We start from the raw sequence: 21,369 nt of genomic DNA, 5'->3' as shown, positions 1-21,369 counted from the left end.
TGCCCCGTGACCGTCCTGCTCGCGCTCGACGCCGGGGGCAGCACCACCCGCGCCCTGGTCCTCGACCTCGACGGGTACGCGCTGGGCCGGGCGGCCGCGGGTCCGGGGAACCCGACGGCCGTGGGCGTCGGGCCCGCGCTGGCGGAACTGCGCACGGCCGCCCACGCCGCGCTGGCCGCCGCCGGCCGCCGCGCGGACGACGTCGCCGCCACGGTCCTCGCGACCGCGGGCTCGGACCGGCTGGTGGGCGACCGCGAGGTCGCCGACCACCTCGGGCTGCCCCGCGCATCAGCCCTGCGCCGGGTCCCGGACCTGCTCGCGATGTTCCACTCGGCCGCCGGGGACGCCGACGGCACGGACGACGGCACGGACGACGGCGCCGTGCTGGTCGTCGGGACGGGGGCCGTCGCCGCCCGCGTCCGCGACGGCGACCTCGCCCGGGTCGCCGGCGGCAACGGCTGGCTGCTGGGCGACCCCGGGTCGGGGTTCTGGATCGGGCGCCGCGTCGCGCGCGCCGCCGCCGCCGACCTCGACGGGACGGGCCCGGCGACGGCCCTGACCGCGGCGGTGCTCGCCGCGTTCGGGCTGCCGGACGACCGGCGCGTGCAGCGGGGCCGGGCGCTCGCCCTCCCCGGCCTCGTCGACGCCGTGCACGCCGCCGCGCCCGTGCGGCTGGCCCGGCTGGCCCCGCTGTGCCCCACCGCCGCGCGCGCCGGGGACGCGGTCGCCGCGGGGATCGTGACCGCGGCCGGTGACGAGCTGGCCGTGCTGGTGCGGGCGGTCACCGCGGACCTCCACCCTGCCGCGCCGCTCGTCGTGGGCGGCGGGGTGTGGCGCCACGTGGTCGGGCCGGCGCCGGCCGGTGCGCTCGCGCGGGCCCTGCGGGGCCGGGCGGTGGTCCCCGCCGACGACGGCCTGCGCGGGGCGGCGGTCCTGGCGCTGCGGCTGGCCGGCCGCCCGGCGGTCAGACCGCGCGCAGCAGCTGCACCGCCAGCGCGACCATGACGACCGCGACCAGCAGGTCCAGCACCCGCCACGCCGCGGGGCGGGCGAACACCGGGCGCAGCAGCCGGGCGCCCAGGCCCAGGGCGGGGAACCAGGCGAGGCTGCCGAGCGCGGCGCCCGCCCCGAACCACCACCGCCCGCTGCCGTGGGCGGCGGCCACCGACCCGAGCAGGACGACGGTGTCGAGGTAGACGTGCGGGTTCAGCCAGGTCAGCGCCGCCGCCGTCGCCACGACCGGGCCGACGGCGACGGCGCCGCCGGAGGTGTCGGCGTGCAGCGCGCCGGGACGCCAGGCCCGGCGCAGGGCGAACCCGCCGTAGGCCAGCAGGAACAGCGCCCCGGCGACCCGCAGCCAGGTGAGCACCGCGGGCGCGGCCTGCACGAGGGCGCCGGCGCCGGCGACCCCGGCGGTGATCAGGACGACGTCGCTGAGGGCGCAGACGGCGACGACCGCGCCGACGTGCTCCCCGCGCACGCCCTGCTTGATGACGAACGTGTTCTGGGCGCCGATCGCGACGATGAGGGACAGGCCGAACGCCAGCCCGGACAGCAGGGTGAGCACGTCGCCGACGGTAGGGACAGCCTGTGACGCGGGTCCAGCTCAGGATCCTTCACCCGCTTTAGCATCGCTTCCGTGGACCTCGACCTCGCGCAGCTGCGGGCGCTCGCGGCCGTCGTCGCCGAGGGCAGCTTCGAGGCCGCCGCCCGCGTGCTGCACGTCACGCCGTCGGCGGTGAGCCAGCGGATCCGGGCGCTGGAGTCGTCCGCGGGACGGGTCCTGCTGGTGCGCAGCCGGCCCGTGCGGCCGACCGAGGCCGGTCGCGCCGTCCTGCGGCTGGCGCGCGAGGTGGAGCTCCTGGCCGCCGAGGCGGGCCGGGAACTGGGCCTGGACCCCGGCGCGGGCGGTCGCCCGCCGGTCCTGCCGGTGGCCGTCGACGCCGACTCCCTGGCCACCTGGTTCCTGCCCGCCCTGGCCCCGCTGGCCGGGGAGTTCTGCTTCGACCTGCGGCGCGAGGACCAGGCCCGCACGGGGGAGCTGCTGCGGGAGGGCACGGTCGTGGCCGCGGTCACCACCGAGGCCGAACCCGTCGCGGGGTGCACGTCGATCCCGTTGGGGCGCATGCACTACCGGCCCTGCGCCACGACCGGTTTCGCCGCGCGCTGGTTCCCCGCCGGGGTGGGGCCGGACGCCCTGGGCCGTGCGCCCGTCGTCGTCTTCGACCGCGACGACGACCTGCAGGACACCTGGTTGCGCCGGTTCGGGGACCTGCACCCGCCCCGCCACCACGTCCCGGCGACCGCCGACTTCGGCGAGGCCGTCCGGCAGGGTTTCGGGTGGGGGATGCTGCTGCCCGAGCAGGTGGCCGCGTCCGCCCCCGGTGACCTGGTCGACCTCGACCCCGGCGGCGGGGTCGACGTCGCGCTGCACTGGCAGCGGTGGCGGATCCGTTCCCCGGCGCTGGACCGGCTCAGCGACGCGGTGCTCGCGGTGTGGCGCTCCCCGGGAGCGCGGGGCACGCTGCGGGGGTGAGCGAATCCTGCTGGGACTACCCGCGGCCGCCGCGGCTGGAACCGGCGACGCGGCGCGTGCGGGTCCTGGACCCCGAAGGGCGCCTGCTCGCCGACGTGGCCCCGGACCCGGACCGGCCGTCGGCGTGGCGGGTCCTGGAGACCTCCCACCCGCCGACGTACTACGTCGCGCCCGGCGCCGTCGTGCCGGGGGCGTTGCGGCCCGCGCCCGGGTCGAGCCTGTGCGAGTGGAAGGGGCAGGCGTCCTACGTGGACCTCCTCGCCGCCGACGGCCGGGTGCTGCGCCCGCGCGCGGCGTGGACGTACCCGCACCCGACGCCCGGGTTCGCGCCGCTGGCCGGGGCGTTCGCCTTCTACCCCTCGGCCGTGCGGTGCCTGCTCGACGACGAGGAGGTCCGGGCGCAGGAGGGGGACTTCTACGGCGGCTGGATCACCTCGGAGGTCACCGGGCCGTTCAAGGGCGCACCGGGCACCCTGGGCTGGTGAGACCCCCGGCCTACTCGAAGCGCGACGGGTCCCCGGCCCCCACCCGCACGACCTCCGGGTAGCCCTGCGACCAGTCCACGACCGTGGTGGGTTCGGTGCCGCACTCACCGGCGTCGACGACCGCGTCGACGACGTGGTCGAGTTCCTCCTTGACGGTCCAGCCGTCGGTGAGGGGTTCGTCGTGGCCGGGCAGCAGCAGCGTGCTCGACAGCAGGGGTTCGCCCAGTTCCGCCAGCAGCGCGCGCACGAACGGGTGGTCGGGGATCCGCACCCCGACGGTCTTCTTCTTCGGGTGCGCGAACCGGCGGGGGACCTCCTTGGTGGCGGGCAGGATGAACGTGTACGGGTTCGGGGTCGACGCCTTCACCGCCCGGAACTGCACGTTGTCCAGGTGCACGAACTGGCCGAGCTGGGCGAAGTCGGAGCAGACCAGCGTGAAGTGGTGCCGCTCGTCCAGGTGCCGGATCCGGCGGATCCGCTCCGCGCCGGTGTGGCTGTCCAGCCGGCACCCCAGCGCGTAGCAGGAGTCCGTCGGGTAGGCCAGCAGGGCGTCCTCGCGCAGCATCGCGACGAGCTGGCTGACGGCCCGGGGTTGCGGGTCGACCGGGTGCACCTCGACGAAACGCGCCATGACGCCACGATAGGTCCGCCGGGCCGCCACCCCCACCCGGGCGGGCGCCGGGGTGGGGGAGCGGGGTCAGGGCGTGCGGACCCGGGCGAACTCCAGAGTGCGGCGCAGGGTGAAACCGAGGGACAGGTAGAGCCGGATCGCGTTCTCGTTGTGCGCGGCGGCGTGCAGGAACGGCAGTTCGCCGCGGTCCCGGACGCCCTGCGCCACGGCGCGCACCAGGGTCGTGGCCAGCCCGCGGCCCCGCGCCGAGGGGTCGGTGCACACGGCGCTGATCTCGGTGGCCGTCCCCAGCCGCAGCCGTTCCCCGGCCATCGCGAGCAGCTTCCCGTCCTCGCGCACCCCCAGGTAGGTGCCGAGCAGCCGGGTGCGGCGGCCGAACGGCCCGGGCTGCGTCCGCGCGACCAGGTCCAGCGCGTCGTCCACGTCGTCCTCGCCCAGCACGACCACGCGGTCCGAACCCTCCGAGGTGAACGCGTCGGTCGCCACCAGCTGCACCCCGGGCAGGCTGCCCGTCACGGTGAAACCCGCCGGGGGTTCCCGGTCCAGGGCCGGGACGAGGAGTTCCGCGCCGGGCCCGGCGAGGTCGGCGAGGTCGGCCCACCCGCGCGGGTCGCGCTGGTCGGCGACCGCGCAGAACGGGGAGACGTCGGCGGGGTACCGGCGGCCGTCGCCGGACCCCTGCGCGAGGTGGGCGTGCACGCCGGTCAGGGCGGACCAGACGGGGTTGTCGAGCGGGTCGTCGAGCGGGTTCGTCACCGGGGCATCGTCACAGACGCCGCGGGGGACCCGGTGCGCGGGGAAACCGGCTGGACTTCCCCGGGGACCGAACTACTGTGGAGGCGTGGCGGAGCGCGAGGTGGGACAGCGACGGGGGACCGGTCACCGGACCCCCGCGCCGGCCACGCCGTCCCCGTTCGCCGGGACCACCGGCCGGGACGCCACCCCCACCTGAGTCGCACTCGCGCACCCGGAACCGTGGACGTCCCGCCGCCGGCGGGGCGTCCTCCGTCTTTCCCCAGGAGTTTCCCGTGAACACCCGTGCCCCCGCCCCCACCGTCGCCCACGGCCTGCCCGGTCCGGCGGCCCCGATCGACCCCGAGCGCCTCGAGGCGCTGCGCCGCGCGCTGGAGGAGGACCTGCGGGTGCGGCGGGCGCTGCTGCGGTCCTTCACGGCCGAGGACCTGCAGCGGGCCGACACCGACCCCACGACCGCCGCGGAACTGGCGGCGGCGCGCCGGACCACCGCCGAGGCCGACGAGGCGCTGGCCCGGGTGCGCGCGGGGACGTACGGCCGCTGCGTGCACTGCGCCGGGACGATCCCCGTCGAGCGCCTGGAGCTCCGCCCGCACGCCGCCGCGTGCGTCCCCTGCGCCCGGCGCCTCGGTCCGGCCCCGGTCTGAGCCGGTCCCAGCCGGTCCCAGGCGGTCCCAGGCGGTCTCAGGCCGAGGGGCCGAGCAGCCCCATCGCCTCCACCGCGGCCCGCGCCGCCTGCTCGGACGTGAACGCCGGGACGTAGCCGAGCCGTTCGCGGGCCTGGTCGGTGCTGGCGCTGTGGCTGCGGGACAGGTGTTCCCAGCTGGCCTGGGCGTGCTCGCCGGCCGCGGCGCGGAACTCCTCCCAGGAGACCGACCGCAGGTTCGCCTCCCGCCCCCACCAGGCGGCGGCGGCCCGCGCGAAACCCCGCACCGTCAGCGCCCGGTCGGAGACGACGTGGAAACTCCGCCCGGTCGCGGCGTCCCGGTGCGCCAGGGCCAGCTCGAAACCCTGCGCCACGTCGTCGGCGTGGACGTGGTGCAGCGTCTCCAGGCCGAGGCCGGGGACGAGGAGCTCGGCGCCGGTGGACAGCCGGTGCCAGACGCCGGGGTCGAGGTTGCCCAGCGGGGTGATGACGGGCCAGCCGGGGCCGCTGATGTGCCCCGGGTGCAGCACCGTGCACGGCAGGTCCCCCTCGGCCAGCAGGAACTCCTCGATCTCCGCCTTGCGCGTCCCGTACTCCCCGAACGGTTCGCGCGGGTCGTCCTCGCGCAGCGGGGAGGCCGCGGCGGGGCCGTGGACCCAGATGGTGCCGCAGTGGGCCAGGAACGCCCCGCCGGGGCGCAGCGCCTCGACGAGGGGGCGGGTGGTGGCCAGGTCGAAGCTGACCAGGTCCACCACCGCGTCCGGGCGCAGCGCCGCGACGTCCGCGGCGAACGTGTCCGCCTCCCGGTCGGCGACGACGGTCCGGACCTGCGACCACGCCGGGTCCGGGTGGTAGGGCTGCCGGGTGCCGCGCGAGACCGCGGTGACCCGGTGCCCGGCCCGCACCAGGCGGGGGACGAGGTAGGTGCCGATGTGGCCGGTGGCCCCGGTGACGACGACGTGCACGTCAGCTCCTCAGCTGCTCGGGGAGGGCGGCGGCGGGAACCGCCTGGAAGGCGACGGGGCGCTGCCACCGCTCGATCGCGGCCGTGCCCACCGACGTCGTCGTGGGGGTCGTGGTCGCCGGCCACGGGCCGCCGTGCTGCTGCGCGCCGGAGACGGTGACCCCGGTCGGCCAGTCGTTCCACACGACCCGGCCCACCTTCTCGGCCAGCAGCTGCGCGACCTCGACGGCCAGGTCGTCGTCGGCGGGGTCGGCCGCCGCCTGCACCGACCCGGTCAGCTGGCCCGGCAGCACCTCCAGCAGGTCGCGCAGCTCCTGCGGGGAGGAGTAGCCGACGACGACCCCGGCCGGGCCGAACGCCTCGACGTGCACGGTCCGCGGGTTCGCCAGCACGTCGGCCGCCGACACCGCCAGGACCTGCGCGGCGACGCCCTCGTCCGAGGCGGGCCCGGTCACCGCGACGCGCACGCCCGGCTGCTCGCGCAGCTCCCGGGTGGACTCCTGGAACCCCTGCGCGATCGCCGGGTTCAGCATCGGGCCCGGGACGGGCAGGTCCACCGCGGCCGTGAACGCCGCGGCGTCCGGGACCAGGACGACCCCGGGGTTGGTGCAGAACTGCCCGGCCCCCAGCGTGAGGGACCCCACCCAGCCGTCGGCGATCGCGGTCCCGCGCTCGGCCCACGCCGCCGGGGTGACGACGACGGGGTTCACGCTGCCCAGCTCGCCGTGGAAGGGGATCGGGTCCGGCCGCCCGGCGGCGACGTCGAACAGGGCCCGGCCCCCGCGCAGCGACCCGGTGAACCCGGCGGCGCGGACCCGCGGGTCGCGCAGGGCCGCGAGCGAGGCCTCGACGCCCTCGACGAGCGCGAACGTCCCCGCGGGCAGCCCGGCGCCGGTCAGGGCGCCGGTGACGAGGCGGGCCGTGAGCCGCGACAGCTCCGGGTGGCCGGGGTGCGCCTTGACGACGACGGGGCACCCGGCGGCCAGGGCCGAGGCGGAGTCGCCGCCCAGGACGCTGAACGCGAAGGGGAAGTTGCTGGCGGCGAACACCAGGACCGGCCCGATCGGGACGACGGTGCGGCGCAGGTCCGGGCGCGGGCCCGTCCCCCAGCCGGGGTCGGCGGGGTCGACGCGGGCCGGCACCAGCGAGCCGTCGCGCAGCCCGGCGGCGAACAGGCGGACCTGGAAGACGGTGCGGGTCAGCTCGCCCTCCAGCCGGGCGGTGGGCAGGTGCGTCTCGGACGCGGCCAGCTCGACGAGCTCGGCCCGGGCCGCCTCCAGCGCGTCGGCGGCGGCGTCCAGGGCCCGCGCGCGGTCGGTGGGGGAGGTCCGCGCCAGCGGCCGGCGCGCGGCGTGCGCGGCGGCCAGGACGGCCTCGAGGTCGGCGGCGGTGGTGTCCACGGGACGGCATCCTCGTCCCGTCCCGCGCGGTCGGCGAGCCGGTGTGACCTGCGTCTCCACACCTGCGCGAGAGCCGTCCGCCGCGCGGGTCTAGTGTCGGGAAGGCCCGGTGCCGGCCGATGTGGACGCCCGACCAGTGACCCTGGACTGGTGCCCACCCGGCACGAACAGTCACTTCCGATCGAGGACGAGGAAGACGAGGAACACTGGTGGACCTCTTCGAGTACCAGGCGCGCGACCTGTTCGCCGCGCACGGCGTACCCGTGCTGGACGGCCGCGTCGCGACCACCCCCGAGGAGGCCCAGGCGGCCGCCGAGGCCATGGGTGGCGGGACCGTCGTCGTCAAGGCGCAGGTCAAGGTGGGCGGCCGCGGCAAGGCCGGTGGCGTCAAGCTCGCCCACAGCCCCGCTGAGGCGGCCGAGAAGGCCGGCGAGATCCTCGGCATGGACATCAAGGGACACACCGTCCACCAGGTGATGATCGCCGAGGGCGCGAAGATCGCCGAGGAGTTCTACTTCTCGGTCCTGCTCGACCGCTCCAACCGCACCTACCTGGCGATGGCCAGCGTCGAGGGCGGCATGGAGATCGAGCAGCTCGCCGTGGAGCGCCCCGAGGCGCTGGCCCGCGTCGCCGTCGACGCCCTCACCGGCATCGACGCCGCGAAGGCCGCCGAGATCGCCCAGGCCGCCGGCTTCCCCGCCGACCTGCAGCCGAAGGTCGCCGAGGTCTTCCAGAAGCTGTGGACGGTGTTCACCGCCGAGGACGCCACCCTCGTCGAGGTGAACCCGCTGGTGCGCACCGAGGACGGCGCCATCGTCGCCCTCGACGGCAAGGTCACGCTGGACGAGAACGCCGAGTTCCGCCACGCCGAGCACGCCGACCTCGCCGACGCCGCGGCGGCCGACCCGCTCGAGGCCAAGGCCAAGGCGCTGAACCTCAACTACGTCAAGCTCGACGGCCAGGTCGGCATCATCGGCAACGGCGCGGGCCTGGTCATGTCGACCCTCGACGTCGTCGCGTACGCCGGGGAGAAGCACGGCGGCACCAAGCCGGCGAACTTCCTCGACATCGGCGGCGGCGCGTCCGCGCAGGTCATGGCCAACGGCCTCGACGTCATCCTCAACGACCCGCAGGTCAAGAGCGTGTTCGTCAACGTCTTCGGCGGCATCACCGCCTGCGACGAGGTCGCCAAGGGCATCGTGTCCGCCCTCGGCATCCTCGGCGACGAGGCGACCAAGCCGCTCGTCGTGCGCCTGGACGGCAACAACGTCGAGGAGGGCCGGCGCATCCTCGCCGAGGCGGACCACCCGCTCGTGACGGTCGTCGACACCATGGACGGCGCGGCCGACAAGGCCGCCGAACTGGCGAACGTGGGGGCCTGAACCGTGTCGATCTTCATCAACTCCGACTCCAAGGTCCTCGTCCAGGGCATGACCGGGTCCGAGGGCCGCAAGCACACCCAGCGGATGCTCGCCTCGGGCACGAGGATCGTCGGCGGGGTGACGCCCGGCAAGGGCGGGCAGACCGTCGACTTCACCGCCGCCGACGGCTCGCCCGTCGCGATCCCGGTGTTCTCCTCCGTGGGTGAGGCCCGCGAGGCCACCGGCGCCGACGTCAGCGTAATCTTCGTCCCGGCGAAGTTCACCAAGGGCGCCGTCGTCGAGGCGATCGAGGCGGCCACGCCGCTCGTCGTCGTCATCACCGAGGGCGTCCCGGTCCACGACACCGCCGAGTTCTACGCCCTCGCCGCGAAGTCCGGCACGACCCGCCTCGTGGGCCCGAACTGCCCCGGCCTCATCAGCCCCGGGCAGTCGAACGTCGGCATCATCCCCGCCGACATCACGAAGGCCGGCCGCATCGGCCTGGTCTCGAAGTCGGGCACGCTGACCTACCAGATGATGTACGAGCTGCGGGACATCGGCTTCTCCTCGGCCGTCGGCATCGGCGGGGACCCGGTCATCGGGACCACGCACATCGACGCGCTCCAGGCGTTCCAGGACGACCCCGACACCGACGTCATCGTCATGATCGGCGAGATCGGCGGTGACGCCGAGGAGCGCGCGGCGAAGTTCATCGAGGCCAACGTCACCAAGCCCGTCGTCGGGTACGTCGCCGGGTTCACCGCCCCCGAGGGCAAGACGATGGGCCACGCCGGCGCCATCGTGTCCGGGTCGGCCGGCACCGCGCAGGCCAAGAAGGACGCCCTCGAGGCGGCCGGGGTGAAGGTCGGCAAGACGCCGTCCGAGACCGCGAAGCTGGCCCGGGAGATCTTCCAGGCCCTCTGAGCCCGCTCGCGCCGCAGCGCGCCCGACGCCCCCGCCGACCCCGTCGGCGGGGGCGTCCGCGCGTGAAAACCGGCACCGCGCGCGCGTCGCGCGCGCCCGGCGGCGCCGGCGCGGGGGACGATCGCAGGGATGTCCACCGCCGGTAGCCGCCCCACCGCCCGTTCCCGCCCGACCGCCCGCAGCCCGCGCCGGTCCCCGGTCCTGCCCGACCTGGGGCCGCTGCTGGGCGCGGCCGTGCGGGCGGTGCTGTTCCTGCTCGTCCCGGTCCTGCTGCTGTGCATCGTCGGCTGGATCGCCTCGGTGCGCTCCACGTCGTCGCTGGCGGCGGTCGCCCGCGTCGGCGCGGACCTGTGGCTGCTCGCCCACGGGGCCGACGTCGCGATCGTCGGCGGGACGATCGGGGTCGCGCCCCTGGGGGTGACGCTGCTGGCCGGGCTCTCGGCGCGGCGGGCGGTGCGGATGTGGCTCGCCGACCAGGTCGAGGCCGAGCGCCCGGTGCTGCCCGGGCCCGCCCTGGGGGTGTTCACCGCCGCGTACGGCGTCCTGACCCTGCTCGTCGCGCTGGTCGCGCGCAGCGGCGTCGGGGCCGCCTCACCGCTGGGCGCGCTGCTCGGGGGGTGCCTCGTGGGGGGCCTGGGCGCGCTGGCCGCGCTGTGGCCGCTGCGCCCGGCGACGCCCCCGGTGGTGCCCGCCTGGGTGGTGGCGGCCTGGCGCCCGGCGGCCGCGGCGGTGCCGGCGCTGGTGGCCGTCGGCTCCCTGCTCGTGGCGCTCGCCCTGGTCCGGGGCCGCGCCGACGTCCTGGCGCTGCACGAGGCGCTGAGCCCGGGCGTGGTCGGCGGGGCGCTGCTCACCCTCGCCCAGGCGCTGCTGCTGCCCACGCTCGCCGTGTGGGGGGTGGCCTGGACGAGCGGGACCGGTTTCGCCGTGGGCACCGGGACCTCCGTGGCCCCCGGCGGGACGTCGCTGGACGTGCTGCCGACCGTCCCCGTCCTGGGCGCGCTGCCCGCACCCGGGGCCACGCCGGCGCTGGCGTGGGCGGCCGTCGCGCTGCCCGTCCTCGTCGGAGCGCTCGCGTGGGTGCTGGCCGCCCGCCGCGGCCCCCGGGTGGAGGGGCTGCTGCACCGCTGCGCCGCCGCGCTGGTCCACGGCGCGCTGACCGGGGCCGGGGTCGCGCTGCTGTGCGCCCTGGCGTCGGGCGCCCTGGGGCACGGCCGCCTCGGCGAGGTCGGCCCCGACGCGCTGCTGACCGGGGTCGTCGTCGCGGGCGAGGTCGCCGCGGGCGCCGTCCTCGCGGTGCTGCTGGGCCGGGGCTGGCGCGCCTGGCGCGGGGCGGAACTGGTGATCGACCTGCCCGGCGCCCCCGGCGGCGCCCCCCGGACCCCGCGCAAGCTCCTCGGCGACGACCGCCCCACCCCCTGAGCGGCCACCCCGCCCCACCCCACCGCCACCCCGCCGCGGGGACCCCCGGTCGGCGCCGCGGTCCCGTCCACCCGGGCCAGGGGTTTCGGGCCGGACCGCCCCGGCGGCTAGAGTCTGCCCACGTGCCCGTACGTGTGGTCGTCCTCGCCTCCGGATCCGGTTCGACCCTCCAGGCCCTCCTCGACGCCGACGACCCGGCGTGGCGGATCGTCGCCGTCGGTTCCGACAAGCCGGGGGTGACCGCGCTGGAGCGGGCCGCCGCCGCCGGGATCGAGACCTTCACCGTCAGCCCCGCCGACTTCGTCGACCGCCCCGCCTGGGACGCCGCGCTCGCCGCCGAGGTCGCCCGCCGCGCCCCCGACCTCGTCGTCCTCGCCGGGTTCATGCGCATCCTCGGCGCCCCGGTGGTCGAGGCCTTCGGCGGCCGGATGATCAACACCCACCCCGCGCTCCTGCCCTCCTTCCCCGGGGCCCACGGCGTCCGCGACGCCCTGGCCCACGGCGTGAAGGTCACCGGCTGCACCGTGCACCTCGTCGACGCCGGCGTCGACACCGGCCCGATCCTCGACCAGGCCGCCGTGCGCGTCCTGGACGACGACGACGAGGCCTCGCTGCACGAGCGCATCAAGACCCGCGAGCGCGAACTGCTCGTCGGCGTCGTCGGGCGACTGGCCCGCGCGACCCCCCACCCCGAGAGGACGGCACCCCGCTGATGGACCCCCAGGGCACGAAGGTCCCCGTGAAGCGCGCGCTGATCAGCGTCTACGACAAGACCGGCCTGGCCGAACTCGCCCAGGGGCTGCACGCGGCCGGGGTCGCCCTCGTCTCCACCGGGTCCACCGCCACCCGCATCGCCGCCGCGGGCGTGCCCGTGACCCCCGTCGAGGAGCTCACCGGGTTCCCCGAGTGCCTCGACGGCCGCGTCAAGACCCTGCACCCGCGGGTGCACGCCGGGATCCTCGCCGACCGCCGCCTGCCCGACCACGTCCGCCAGCTCGCCGAGCTCGACGTCGAACCCTTCGACCTCGTCGTCGTGAACCTCTACCCGTTCGCCGCGACCGTCGCCTCCGGCGCCGGCTACGACGACGTCGTGGAGCAGATCGACATCGGCGGCCCCTCCATGGTCCGCGCCGCCGCGAAGAACCACCCCAGCGTGGCCGTCGTCGTCGACCCCGCGGCGTACGCCGACGTGCTCGCCGCCGTCGCCGACGGCGGGTTCGACCTCACCGCCCGCAAGCGCCTGGCCGCGGCCGCGTTCGCGCACACCGCCGCCTACGACACCGCGGTGGCGTCCTGGTTCGCCGAGCAGACGCTCGACGAGGCCGACCAGGGCTGGCCCGCCGTCACCGGCGTCGCCCTGGAGCGCACCGCCGTCCTGCGCTACGGCGAGAACCCGCACCAGCAGGCCGCCGTCTACGCCGACCCGACGTCCGCGCCGGGCATCGCGCAGGCCGTGCAGCTGCACGGCAAGGCCATGTCGTACAACAACTACGTCGACGCCGACGCCGCCCTGCGCGCCGCGTACGACCTCGACGGGCCCGCCGTCGCCGTCATCAAGCACGCCAACCCGTGCGGGATCGCGACCGGCACCGACGTCGCCGACGCCCACGCCAAGGCCCACGCCTGCGACCCCGTCTCCGCCTACGGCGGCGTCATCGCGGCCAACCGCGTCGTGACCGCGGCCATGGCCGAGCAGGTCGCGCCCGTCTTCACCGAGGTCGTCATCGCCCCCGGCTTCGAGCCCGAGGCGCTGGAGGTCCTGCGGGCCAAGAAGAACGTCCGCCTCCTGCAGCTGCCCGAGGGCTACTCCCGGCAGGCCCGGGAGTGGCGCCCCGTCTCCGGCGGCGTGCTCGTGCAGGACCTCGACGCGATCGACGCCGAGGGCGACGCCCCCGCGAACTGGACGCTCGCGGCCGGTGAGGCGGCCACCCCGGAGGTCCTGGCCGACCTCGAGTTCGCCTGGCGCGCGGTCCGCTCGGTGCGCTCCAACGCGATCCTGCTCGCCAAGGACGGCGCGTCCGTCGGCGTCGGCATGGGCCAGGTCAACCGCGTCGACTCCTGCAAGCTGGCCGTCGCGCGCGCCGGAGCGGACCGGGCCACCGGGTCGGTCGCCGCGTCCGACGCGTTCTTCCCGTTCGCCGACGGCGCGCAGATCCTCATCGACGCCGGGGTCAGCGCGATCGTGCAGCCCGGCGGGTCCATCCGCGACGCCGAGGTCGTCGAGGCCGCCGCGAAGGCCGGCGTCACGATGTACTTCACCGGCGCGCGCCACTTCGCGCACTGAGGTCCGCCCGTGGCGCCGGCCGGTAGCGTCGGCACCGTGACCACCGAGCGCGTCCCCACCCCGGGCAACGCCGTCCTGCTGACGCTCGTCGGCGGGATCGTCGTCGCGCTGGTGCTGACGCTGCTGGCCGGCCCGACCCCGGGCGGGGTGCTGCTCGGGGCGGACCTGGCCGTCGCCGCCGTCCTGCGGCTGGTGCTGCCGGTGCGGGTCGCGGGAGCGCTCGCGGTCCGCTCGCGCGGGCTGGACGTCGCGATCCTCCTGGTGCTGGCGGTGTCGTGCCTGGTGCTGGCCGGCGTCGTGCCGACCCCCGTCTGAACCCCCCGACGGACGCCCCCTCCCGCCCACCGGGAGGGGGCGTCCGTCGTTCCCCTGCGCACCGGCCGGGCACCGGGGTAGGGTGCACCGATCCCATCCAGAGCGGCTGAGAGACCTGGCTCGACGACGCCGCAGCAACCCCCGCGGGGGTGCTACCGCCAGGACCGATGGAGGACGCCCCGCCATGTCCCTGCACGAGCCCCTGAAGTTCGCCTACTGGGTCCCCAACGTCTCCGGCGGGCTGGTCGTCTCCACGATCGAGCAGCGCACCAGCCACGACCCCGCCTACAACGTCGAGGTGGCCCGCGCCGCCGAGCGCGTCGGGTTCGAGTACGCCCTCACCCAGGTGCGGTACCTCGCCTCCTACGGCGCCGACGCCCAGCACGAGTCGACGTCGTTCTCGCTGGCGCTGCTGCTGGCGACCGAGCGGCTGAAGGTCATCGCCGCGGTCCACCCGTTCTTCTGGCACCCGGGGGTCCTGGCGAAGTTCGCGGCCACCACCCAGGAACTCACCGGCAACCGCCTCGCGCTGAACGTGGTGTCGGGCTGGTTCAAGGACGAGGCGACGCAGCTGGGGGTGACCTGGCACGAGCACGACGACCGGTACAAGCAGTCCGAGGAGTTCATCGAACTGCTGCGCGGGGTGTGGAGCCAGGACGGCTACAGCCAGTCCGGGGAGTTCTTCAACGCCACCGACATCACCTTCCGCCCGCAGCCCACGGCCGCGCCGGAACTGTTCCAGGGCGGGAACTCCACCGCCGCGCAGGCCATGGCCGGCCGCGTCTCGGACTGGTACTTCATGAACGGCAAGTCGATCGCGGACGCCGCCGCCGGGGTGCGGGAGGTCAGCGCGCTGGCCGCCGCGAACGGCCGGTCGGTGCGGTTCGGGCTGAACGGCTTCGCGCTGGTGCGCGACACCCGAGAGCAGGCCGAGGCGGTCCTGGAGGAGATCGTCGCCAAGGCCGACCGCGCCAAGGTCGAGGGTTTCGGCGCCGCGGTGCGGGAGGCCGGCGGTTCCACCCGCGACGGCAAGGGGATGTGGGCCGACAGCGGGTTCCGCGACCTCGTCCAGTACAACGACGGTTTCCGGACGGGGCTGGTCGGGACCCTCGACGAGGTGGCGCGCCGCGTCCTGGCGTACCGGCTGGTCGGCGTCGACCTGCTGCTGCTGGGGTTCCTGCACGTCAAGGAGGAGGTCGAGGCGTTCGGGGAACTCGTCATCCCCCGGGTGCGCGAGCTGGAGGCCCGGCTGGTGGCGGGGGAGGACCTGGACCTGGGCGCCGAGCTCGACGGGGCCGTCGCGGCGGCCACCGCACCCGTCCCCGTCTGAACCGGCCGCCGGGCGGGGCGGTGCCGGACCCGTGGCACCCTGGGCGGGTGCGACGTGCCGCGGTCCCGCTGGTGCTGGTGGCCGCCCTCGCCGCCTGCTCCCCGCCCCGCCCGCCGGCCCCGGTGCCGGTGAGCGCCGCCGCGCGACCGGCCCCCGTCCCCGTCGTCGTCCTCGACCCCGGCCACAACGGGGGCAACGCCGCGCACCCGGAGCAGATCGCGGTCCCCGTCCCGGCGGGGGGTTTCGAGAAGCCGTGCGGCACGACGGGGACGTCCACGGACAGCGGGTACCCCGAGCACGCCTACGCCTTCGACGTCGCCCTGCGCACCGCCGACCTGCTGCGCGCGCGGGGGGTCGAGGTCGTCCTGACCCGGTCCGAGGACACCGGCGTCGGCCCGTGCGTGGACGCCCGGGCCGCGGTGGCGAACGCGGCGGGGGCGGCGCTGGCGGTCTCGATCCACGCCGACGGAGCCGCGCCCACCTCCCGCGGTTTCCACGTCGTCGAACCGGGCCCGGCCCCCGACGGCGGCAACGCGGCGGTGCTGGCGGCCTCCGACGTCGCGGCGCGCGACCTGCTCGCCGCGTTCGGGACCGCCACCGGCCTGCCCCGGGCCGACCGCCTCGGGGACCTGGTGGAACCTGGCCTGACGCGGCGCTCGGACCTGGCGGGCCTGAACCTCGCGCGGACGCCGTCGGTGCTGCTGGAGTCGGCGAACATGCGCAACGCCGAGGACGCCGCGCTGCTGTCCGACCCCGCGTTCCGGCAGACCGCGGCGCGCGGCATCGCCGACGGCGTGTCGGCGTTCCTCGCGCGCGACCGCCCCTGAGACCGCTTACCTTCTGGGGGTGACCCTCGCGCCTGCCGACCCGACCGTGGAACTCGTCGTGCTCCTGACCGACGACGGGACCCCGTGCGGGACCGCGCCGAAAGCCGACGTGCACCACACCAGCACCCCCCTGCACCTGGCGTTCTCCTGCTGGATCCTCGACGGGCGGGGCCGCACGCTGCTGACCCGCCGCGCCGCCGCGAAGCGCACCTGGCCCGGGGTGTGGACGAACTCGTTCTGCGGGCACCCCGGCCCGGGGGAGGAACCGGCCGACGCGGTCGTGCGGCGTTCGGTGCAGGAACTGGGGGCGCCCGTCGTGGACGTCGCGTCGCTGCTGCCGACGTTCCGCTACCGCGCCGTCATGGACGACGGCACCGTCGAGAACGAGGTCTGCCCCGTGTTCACGGCGCGGCTGGCCGGGGACCTGGCCCTGGACCCCGACGAGGTGGACGCGTTCCGCTGGGTCGGGCTGGACGAGCTGCGGGCCGAGGTCGCGGCCGACCCGGCGCCGTTCAGCCCGTGGATGCTGCTGCAGCTGCGCGGGTTCTGACCGCCCGACCTCAGCCCGTCCGGCCCAGGTCGTGGGCGTCGAGGTAGTCCCGGACCAGCTGCTCGCTCACCCGGCCGCGGTCGGCCACGGACCGTCCCTGCGCCCGCGCCCACGCCCGCACCAGCTGCGGGTCGACGCCGGAGCGCCCGGTCCGGTCCGCGCCCGCGGTGGGCGCGGCCGCGGCGGCCGGGGCCACCCCCGGGGCGGGCAGCCGCGCGACGCTCACCGCCGCCCCCTCGGCGGCCAGCTCCCCGGCCTGCCCGGCGACGTCGGCGTGGTGGGTCAGCAGCACCACCTGCACGTCGCGGGCCAGTTCGGCCAGCGCCGCCAGCGCCGCCCGCGTGCGGGTCTCGTCGAAGGTCATCAGCACGTCGTCCAGCACCACCGGCAGCGGCCCCTGCCCCGACGCCACGAGGGCACGGTGCTGGGCGGCCACCGCCGCCAGCCGCAACGCCAGGAAGACCTGGTCCGCGGTGCCCTCGCTCAGCCCGTCGGCGCCCTCGAGCAGCTCCCCGTCCGCCCGGCGCACCCCCAGCCGCCGCTCCCCGCCGTCGTCCAGGGCCACCAGACCCGTCCAGCGCCCCCCGGTCAGCCGCGTCAGCACCTCACCGGCCTCGGCCAGCAGCGGGTTGGCGCGCGAGGCGGAGAACTCCTCCAGCTGCCGGCGCAGCACGGTGCGCTGCAGGTCCACCACGACGTAGCGCTCGGTGTCGGCCTGCAGCCCCGCCAGCGCCTCGGCGCGCCGGGCGGCCAGCACGTTGGCGTCGGCACCGGCGGTCAGCCGTTCCAGCTCCACCTCGGCCCGGGTGACGTCCTGCCGGGCCCGGGCCCACACCTCGTGGGCCTGCTCGTCCGCGAGCGCCGCCTCCTCGTCGTCGGTGCGCAGGTCGGCGTCGGAGCGCGGGCCGACCTCCTCGACGAGCCGCGCCACCTCCCCGGCGGCACCGACCTCCGCCGCCAGGTCGTCGGCCTCGGCGCGTTCGCGGTCCCGCAGGGCCAGCAGGTCGCGGCTGCCGCCGGCCCGCGCGCCGAGGGCGGGGAGGTCCTCGCCGCCGGCCAGGAGGGCGCTCAGCTGCGCCTGCGCCCGCTCCCGCCGGGCCCGTTCGGCCGCGGTGGCCGCCGCCACCTCCTGCGCCCGCCGTCCCAGCTCCGCCGCGGTGCGCTCGTCCGCGCGGCTGCGGCGCAGCCGGTCCGCCACCGCCGTCAGCGCCACCTCGACCTGCTCGGGTCGCCCGGCCCCGCACGGGGTGCCCAGGCGCGCGGCGAGCGCCGCCACCTCGGCGGTGAAGGCGGCCACCCGCTCCTCCCGCTCCCGGGCCCGGTCCTGGTCGCGCCGCGCGGCCGCGGCGGCCTCGGCGGCGGACTCCAGCACCCGGGCGCGCGCGGTCCACCCCGCCGGCCCGAGGTCGGCCGGCAGCCCGGCGGCCTCGACCGCGGCGCGGAACGCCGTCTCGGCCCGCTCGGCCTCCCGGCGGTGCCGGTCGTGCCGCTGCGCGGCGACGTGCGCGGCGCGGTCGCGGTCGGCGTCCAGCGCGCGCTGCACCGCGGCGGCGTCGGCGGCGGCGATCACGGCGCGGGCGGCCTCCAGCCCCACGTCCAGCCCGGCCTGCACGTCCACCCGGGCGTCGGCGTCGAGGCGCGCGCCGGCGGGTTCGCCGCAGCGGGCGAGCACCGCGGTCAGGGCGTCGAGCTGGGCCCGCACCTCGGTGCCCAGCTCCTGCACCCGCCGCTCCGAGGCGCCGGCCGCGGCGCGTTCGGCGCCCAGCCGGTCCAGGGCCGCCAGCACCGGCCCGGGGTCGCCGTCGGGGACCCGCAGGCCGGCGGCGGTGAACGGTGCCGCGTGGGCCTCGCGCGCCCGGTCGGCGGCCTCGCGGGCGGCCCGCGCCTCCTCGGCGGCGGCCGTGGCCGCCGCCGCGGCCCGGTCGGCGGCGCGGCGCAGCTCCCGCAGCCGGGCGGTGACCTCGGCGTGGTCCAGCAGGGCGTCGGCGGCCTCGTCGGCGCGGGCCACCGCGGCCAGCAGCGCGGGCCCGTCGACCGCGGCCCCGTCGCGCAGCGGCCCCAGCAGCGCGTCGCGGGCCGCGCGGGTCACGCGCAGCGCCTCCTCGTCCACCCCGCCGGCGCCGCGCTGGGCGGCGGCGAGCTCGTCGGCCGCCGCCCGCGCCGCCGCCGCGCAGCGGTCGTGCTCGGCGTCGGCGCGCGCCCGTTCCTCCTCGGCCGCGACCAGGCCCGCGCGGGCGGCCCGGACCGTGGTGGGGTCCAGCCGGGGCGGGGCGTCGGCCGCCGCGTCGGGGTCGACGGCCCCCGCCGCCACGGCCTGCGCGCGGGCGGCCGCCCACCGCTCGTCGCGGGCGGCCAGCGCCGCCCGCCGCTCGCGGGCCGCCGAGCCGTCCCGGTCGGCGGCGGCCACCAGCGCGCGCAGCGCGGCGACGTCCTCGTCCGCGACCTCCTGCAGCGCGTCGCGTCCGGCGGTGGCCTCCCGGGCCCGTTCGAGCTCCTCGGCCGAGCGGGACGCCTCGGTGTCCGCCGCGGTGTGCTCCGCGGCCAGCCGGGAGAGGTCGGCGGCCCGGTCGGCGGGCACCCGCCACCGGGCGACGAGCGCGGGGACGACCTCGTCGAGCGGCCCCTCGGGCACCGGTCCCAGCGTCTCCAGCAGCTGCCGGGCGGTGTGCAGCGCCTCCTCGGCGCTCGTGCGGGCCCGCACCGCCTCGGCGGTGTCCTCCGCGCGGGCCTGGCGCGCCTCGAGCAGCGCGTCGATCTCGGCGCCGGCGGCCAGGACGTCCTCCTCGACCGTGCAGCGCGCGCGTTCGTCGTCCAGGGCGGCGGCCCGGTCGGCCAGCTCGTCGAGGGCGGCTTCGGCGCGGGCCAGGTCGGCGGCCGCCGCGTCGTGGGCGGCGACGTCGGCCGCCCCGAGGACCCCGCCGGCGGCGAGGAGGCCCGCGGTCGCCGCGGCGACCTGCTCGCGGGTGCGCAGCAGCGCCCGCACCCGGGGAGCCAGCCGCAGCCGCTGCGCCGCCTCCCCGCGCTCGGCGCGCACGCTGCGCAGCCGCGCCTGCGCGCGGTCGGCCTCGGCCCGCGCGGCCTCGGCGGCGGCCCCGGCCGCCTCCACCTGCCCGGCGCGGGTCGCGGTGGCCTCCAGCTGCTCGTCCAGCGACTGGACGAGCGCGACGCCGTCCTTGACCGCCGACCGGCCCCGCGGGCGCCACAGCCGGTCCGCCTCGGCCTCCAGCGCGGCCAGCAGCTCCTGCGCGCCGCTGCCGTGGTGGGCGCTGAAGACCAGACCGGCCAGGTCACCGCCCCCGCGCAGCACCAGCCGCCCGCCGCTGCGCAGCCGCTCGTGGTCCATCCCCAGCCGGCTCGTCCACGCCTCCCGGTCCCACCCGTCCTGGGCCCACGGGGCCTCGACCGGCTCGTCGCCGTGCAGCAGGCCCCGCGAGGAGCGGACCAGGTCGCGCCCCTCGTCGCCGGACCCCCAGCGGGCGCCGACCCGCAGGCGGGCCCGGGCGTGGACGAAGGCGTAGCGCGGGCTCTTCTCGAAGCCCCACAGCAGGTCGCCGACGGCGGCCAGCAGGGTCGACTTGCCGGACTCGTTGGGCCCCAGGACCACCGTGAGGCCCTCGCCGAGCTCGACCTCGGCGGCCTCGAAGGCGCCGTAGGGGGCCAGCGTCACCCTGCGCAGCATCAGCGTCCCTCCAGCCGGGTCGAGAGGTCCTGCGCGGCCCGCCGGGCGAGGGCGGCGAGCGCGCGGGGGTCGGCGAGGTCGAGCAGGCCGGCGTCGGACAGCAACCGCCCGACCTCCCCGCGCACCCCCCGCACCAGCGTCGTCAGCGCCGGGTCCTGCGCGAGGGCGTCGGCGGCCGCCCGGACCGCCGCGACGAGCTCGGGGTCGTCGGCTCCCCCCGCGCGCGGGGGCCGGGCCCGCGAGTCCACCCTCTCCAGGACGACCCCGGCCGCCTCGGCGACCTGCTCGGCCTCCTGGCGCAGGCGCTCGGCGTCGGCCAGGTCGGCCGCCGCGGCCGTCGGGCCGTCCAGGACCGCCCGGACCACCAGGGGGCGGTCCCCGGCGCCGCGGCGCGCCTCCAGCAGCCGCCCGCGCAGCACCCCCATGGCGTCGGCGACGTCGGCGGCGCCGGTGACGTCGACCTCCAGCGACTCCCACCGGGCCACGTCCAGGGCGTGGAAGGTCAGCTGCGCCTGCTCACCGGGCACCAGGTCCACGACGTAGGCGCCCTTGGCCCCGGTCTCGCGGGGGTGGCGGCCCTGCAGGTTGCCCGAGTAGGCGACCGTGGTGCGGCCGGTGGCCAGCACCTCCCGCGCGTGCACGTGCCCCAGGGCGACGTACTCGTAGCCCAGCGCGGTCAGGTCGTCGACCGAGCAGGGCGCGTACCGCTCGTGCTCGCCGCCGCTGCGGCTGCCGTCGACGGTGGCGTGCAGGAGGCCGACGTTGACCACGCCCGGCACCTCGCGGGGGTAGCCCGCGGCCAGGTTCGACGACACCGCCCGGGTGCGGTAGCCCTGCCCGTGCACGGCCAGCCCCAGGTGCTCCTCCACGACCGTCCCGGGGGAGTCCACCCCGAACCGGTGCACGTTGGGCGGCAGGGTGAGGGAGTGGGTGATCTGGCTCTCCGCGTCGTGGTTGCCCGACACGACGAAGACCTTGATCCCGGAGTCGGCCAGCCGCTGCACCTGCCGGGTGAAGAACCGGCCGGTGGCGTAGTCGTGCCACGTCCCGTCGTACAGGTCGCCCGCCAGCAGCAGGGCGTCGGCGCGCTCGTCCTCGCACAGGCCGACCAGGGCCTCGAGCGCGCCGCGGGTGGCCGCGCGCAGGGTGTCGGCGACGGCGTCGTCCCCCAGCCGCCGCAGCCCGCGCAGCGGGGAGTCCAGGTGCACGTCGGCGGCGTGGACCACGCGCACCGCTCCGGGGAGCCGTCCGGTCACCGGGTGTCG

20 protein-coding genes and 1 riboswitch are annotated in these 21,369 nt (G+C 77.4%); of the genes, 13 read left to right on the top strand and 7 right to left on the bottom strand.

Annotated elements, in window-relative coordinates:
- Positions 1-6: 6 nt before the first annotated feature.
- On the top strand, positions 7-1,005 hold the full coding sequence (locus tag ACRYRX_RS01035) for a BadF/BadG/BcrA/BcrD ATPase family protein (protein WP_432509919.1): 999 nt from the start codon (positions 7-9) through the stop codon (positions 1,003-1,005).
- Here the strand turns inward: ACRYRX_RS01035 and ACRYRX_RS01030 are convergent.
- Positions 965-1,567 carry a LysE/ArgO family amino acid transporter gene (locus tag ACRYRX_RS01030; protein WP_432509918.1) on the bottom strand — a complete coding sequence of 201 codons (603 nt, stop codon included), beginning with the start codon at positions 1,565-1,567 and terminating at the stop codon, positions 965-967. The genes ACRYRX_RS01035 and ACRYRX_RS01030 overlap by 41 nt on opposite strands.
- A gap of 72 nt (positions 1,568-1,639) precedes the next feature.
- Here ACRYRX_RS01030 and ACRYRX_RS01025 point away from each other — a divergent pair, with 72 nt between their 5' ends.
- Both ACRYRX_RS01025 and ACRYRX_RS01020 read left to right on the top strand, forming a co-directional pair.
- Positions 1,640-2,536, top strand: a complete 897-nt coding sequence (locus ACRYRX_RS01025; RefSeq protein WP_432509917.1) for a LysR family transcriptional regulator ArgP — start codon at positions 1,640-1,642, stop codon at positions 2,534-2,536.
- Positions 2,533-3,021 carry a DUF427 domain-containing protein gene (locus tag ACRYRX_RS01020; RefSeq protein ID WP_432509916.1) on the top strand — a complete coding sequence of 163 codons (489 nt, stop codon included), beginning with the start codon at positions 2,533-2,535 and terminating at the stop codon, positions 3,019-3,021. Before ACRYRX_RS01025 ends, ACRYRX_RS01020 begins: the two co-directional genes overlap by 4 nt.
- Before the next feature lie 10 nt (positions 3,022-3,031).
- Here ACRYRX_RS01020 and ACRYRX_RS01015 read toward each other — a convergent pair whose 3' ends face one another.
- Positions 3,032-3,652: an L-threonylcarbamoyladenylate synthase gene (locus tag ACRYRX_RS01015; RefSeq protein WP_432509914.1), complete on the bottom strand. Its 621-nt coding sequence runs from the start codon at positions 3,650-3,652 to the stop codon at positions 3,032-3,034.
- 66 nt (positions 3,653-3,718) lie between these two features.
- Positions 3,719-4,408, bottom strand: coding sequence for a GNAT family N-acetyltransferase (locus ACRYRX_RS01010; RefSeq protein WP_432509913.1), 690 nt, complete (start codon positions 4,406-4,408; stop codon positions 3,719-3,721).
- 272 nt (positions 4,409-4,680) lie between these two features.
- On the opposite strand from ACRYRX_RS01010, the gene ACRYRX_RS01005 reads away from it, so the two are divergent.
- Positions 4,681-5,052: a TraR/DksA family transcriptional regulator gene (locus ACRYRX_RS01005; RefSeq protein WP_432509912.1), complete on the top strand. Its 372-nt coding sequence runs from the start codon at positions 4,681-4,683 to the stop codon at positions 5,050-5,052.
- A 37-nt stretch (positions 5,053-5,089) separates the two neighbouring features.
- Here ACRYRX_RS01005 and ACRYRX_RS01000 read toward each other — a convergent pair whose 3' ends face one another.
- Positions 5,090-6,016, bottom strand: a complete 927-nt coding sequence (locus ACRYRX_RS01000; protein ID WP_432509911.1) for an NAD-dependent epimerase/dehydratase family protein — start codon at positions 6,014-6,016, stop codon at positions 5,090-5,092.
- 1 nt (position 6,017) lies between these two features.
- Positions 6,018-7,415, bottom strand: coding sequence for an aldehyde dehydrogenase (NADP(+)) (locus ACRYRX_RS00995; RefSeq protein ID WP_432509910.1), 1,398 nt, complete (start codon positions 7,413-7,415; stop codon positions 6,018-6,020).
- A 209-nt stretch (positions 7,416-7,624) separates the two neighbouring features.
- On the opposite strand from ACRYRX_RS00995, the gene sucC reads away from it, so the two are divergent.
- The 9 genes from sucC to idi all read left to right on the top strand — a co-directional run bounded on the left by sucC (position 7,625) and on the right by idi (position 16,425).
- On the top strand, positions 7,625-8,797 hold the full coding sequence (gene sucC / locus ACRYRX_RS00990; RefSeq protein WP_432509909.1) for an ADP-forming succinate--CoA ligase subunit beta: 1,173 nt from the start codon (positions 7,625-7,627) through the stop codon (positions 8,795-8,797).
- A 3-nt stretch (positions 8,798-8,800) separates the two neighbouring features.
- The gene (gene sucD, locus ACRYRX_RS00985) at positions 8,801-9,700 is read left to right on the top strand and encodes a succinate--CoA ligase subunit alpha (protein ID WP_432509908.1); all 900 of its coding nucleotides are present in this window, start codon (positions 8,801-8,803) and stop codon (positions 9,698-9,700) included.
- 129 nt (positions 9,701-9,829) lie between these two features.
- Entirely contained in the window at positions 9,830-11,119 is a 1,290-nt protein-coding gene (locus ACRYRX_RS00980) for a cell division protein PerM (protein WP_432509907.1), read from the top strand.
- Positions 11,120-11,241: 122 nt separating this feature from the next.
- Complete coding sequence (gene purN, locus ACRYRX_RS00975) at positions 11,242-11,832, top strand: phosphoribosylglycinamide formyltransferase (RefSeq protein ID WP_432509906.1); 591 nt, start codon at positions 11,242-11,244, stop codon at positions 11,830-11,832.
- Positions 11,832-13,403, top strand: a complete 1,572-nt coding sequence (gene purH, locus ACRYRX_RS00970; RefSeq protein WP_432509905.1) for a bifunctional phosphoribosylaminoimidazolecarboxamide formyltransferase/IMP cyclohydrolase — start codon at positions 11,832-11,834, stop codon at positions 13,401-13,403. The genes purN and purH overlap by 1 nt, the downstream gene beginning before the upstream one ends.
- Before the next feature lie 36 nt (positions 13,404-13,439).
- Positions 13,440-13,718, top strand: a complete 279-nt coding sequence (locus ACRYRX_RS00965; RefSeq protein WP_432509904.1) for a DUF3017 domain-containing protein — start codon at positions 13,440-13,442, stop codon at positions 13,716-13,718.
- A gap of 90 nt (positions 13,719-13,808) precedes the next feature.
- Positions 13,809-13,892: riboswitch (SAM riboswitch) on the top strand.
- A gap of 10 nt (positions 13,893-13,902) precedes the next feature.
- Positions 13,903-15,048: a dimethylsulfone monooxygenase SfnG gene (sfnG, locus tag ACRYRX_RS00960; RefSeq protein WP_432509903.1), complete on the top strand. Its 1,146-nt coding sequence runs from the start codon at positions 13,903-13,905 to the stop codon at positions 15,046-15,048.
- A 47-nt stretch (positions 15,049-15,095) separates the two neighbouring features.
- Complete coding sequence (locus tag ACRYRX_RS00955) at positions 15,096-15,875, top strand: N-acetylmuramoyl-L-alanine amidase (RefSeq protein ID WP_432509902.1); 780 nt, start codon at positions 15,096-15,098, stop codon at positions 15,873-15,875.
- Positions 15,876-15,894: 19 nt separating this feature from the next.
- Complete coding sequence (idi, locus tag ACRYRX_RS00950; RefSeq protein WP_432509901.1) at positions 15,895-16,425, top strand: isopentenyl-diphosphate Delta-isomerase; 531 nt, start codon at positions 15,895-15,897, stop codon at positions 16,423-16,425.
- 10 nt (positions 16,426-16,435) lie between these two features.
- Here the strand turns inward: idi and ACRYRX_RS00945 are convergent, their stop codons facing one another.
- A complete protein-coding gene (locus ACRYRX_RS00945; RefSeq protein ID WP_432509900.1) occupies positions 16,436-20,104 on the bottom strand; it encodes an AAA family ATPase in 3,669 nt (1,222 codons plus the stop codon).
- Positions 20,104-21,360: a metallophosphoesterase family protein gene (locus ACRYRX_RS00940; RefSeq protein WP_432509899.1), complete on the bottom strand. Its 1,257-nt coding sequence runs from the start codon at positions 21,358-21,360 to the stop codon at positions 20,104-20,106. The genes ACRYRX_RS00945 and ACRYRX_RS00940 overlap by 1 nt, the downstream gene beginning before the upstream one ends.
- Between the last annotated feature and the right edge of the window lie 9 nt (positions 21,361-21,369).

Source organism: Kineococcus lubricus (assembly GCF_050871965.1).
In the GTDB taxonomy this organism is placed as follows: Bacteria; Actinomycetota; Actinomycetes; order Actinomycetales; family Kineococcaceae; genus Kineococcus.
This window is presented reverse-complemented; position numbering and strand designations above follow the sequence as displayed.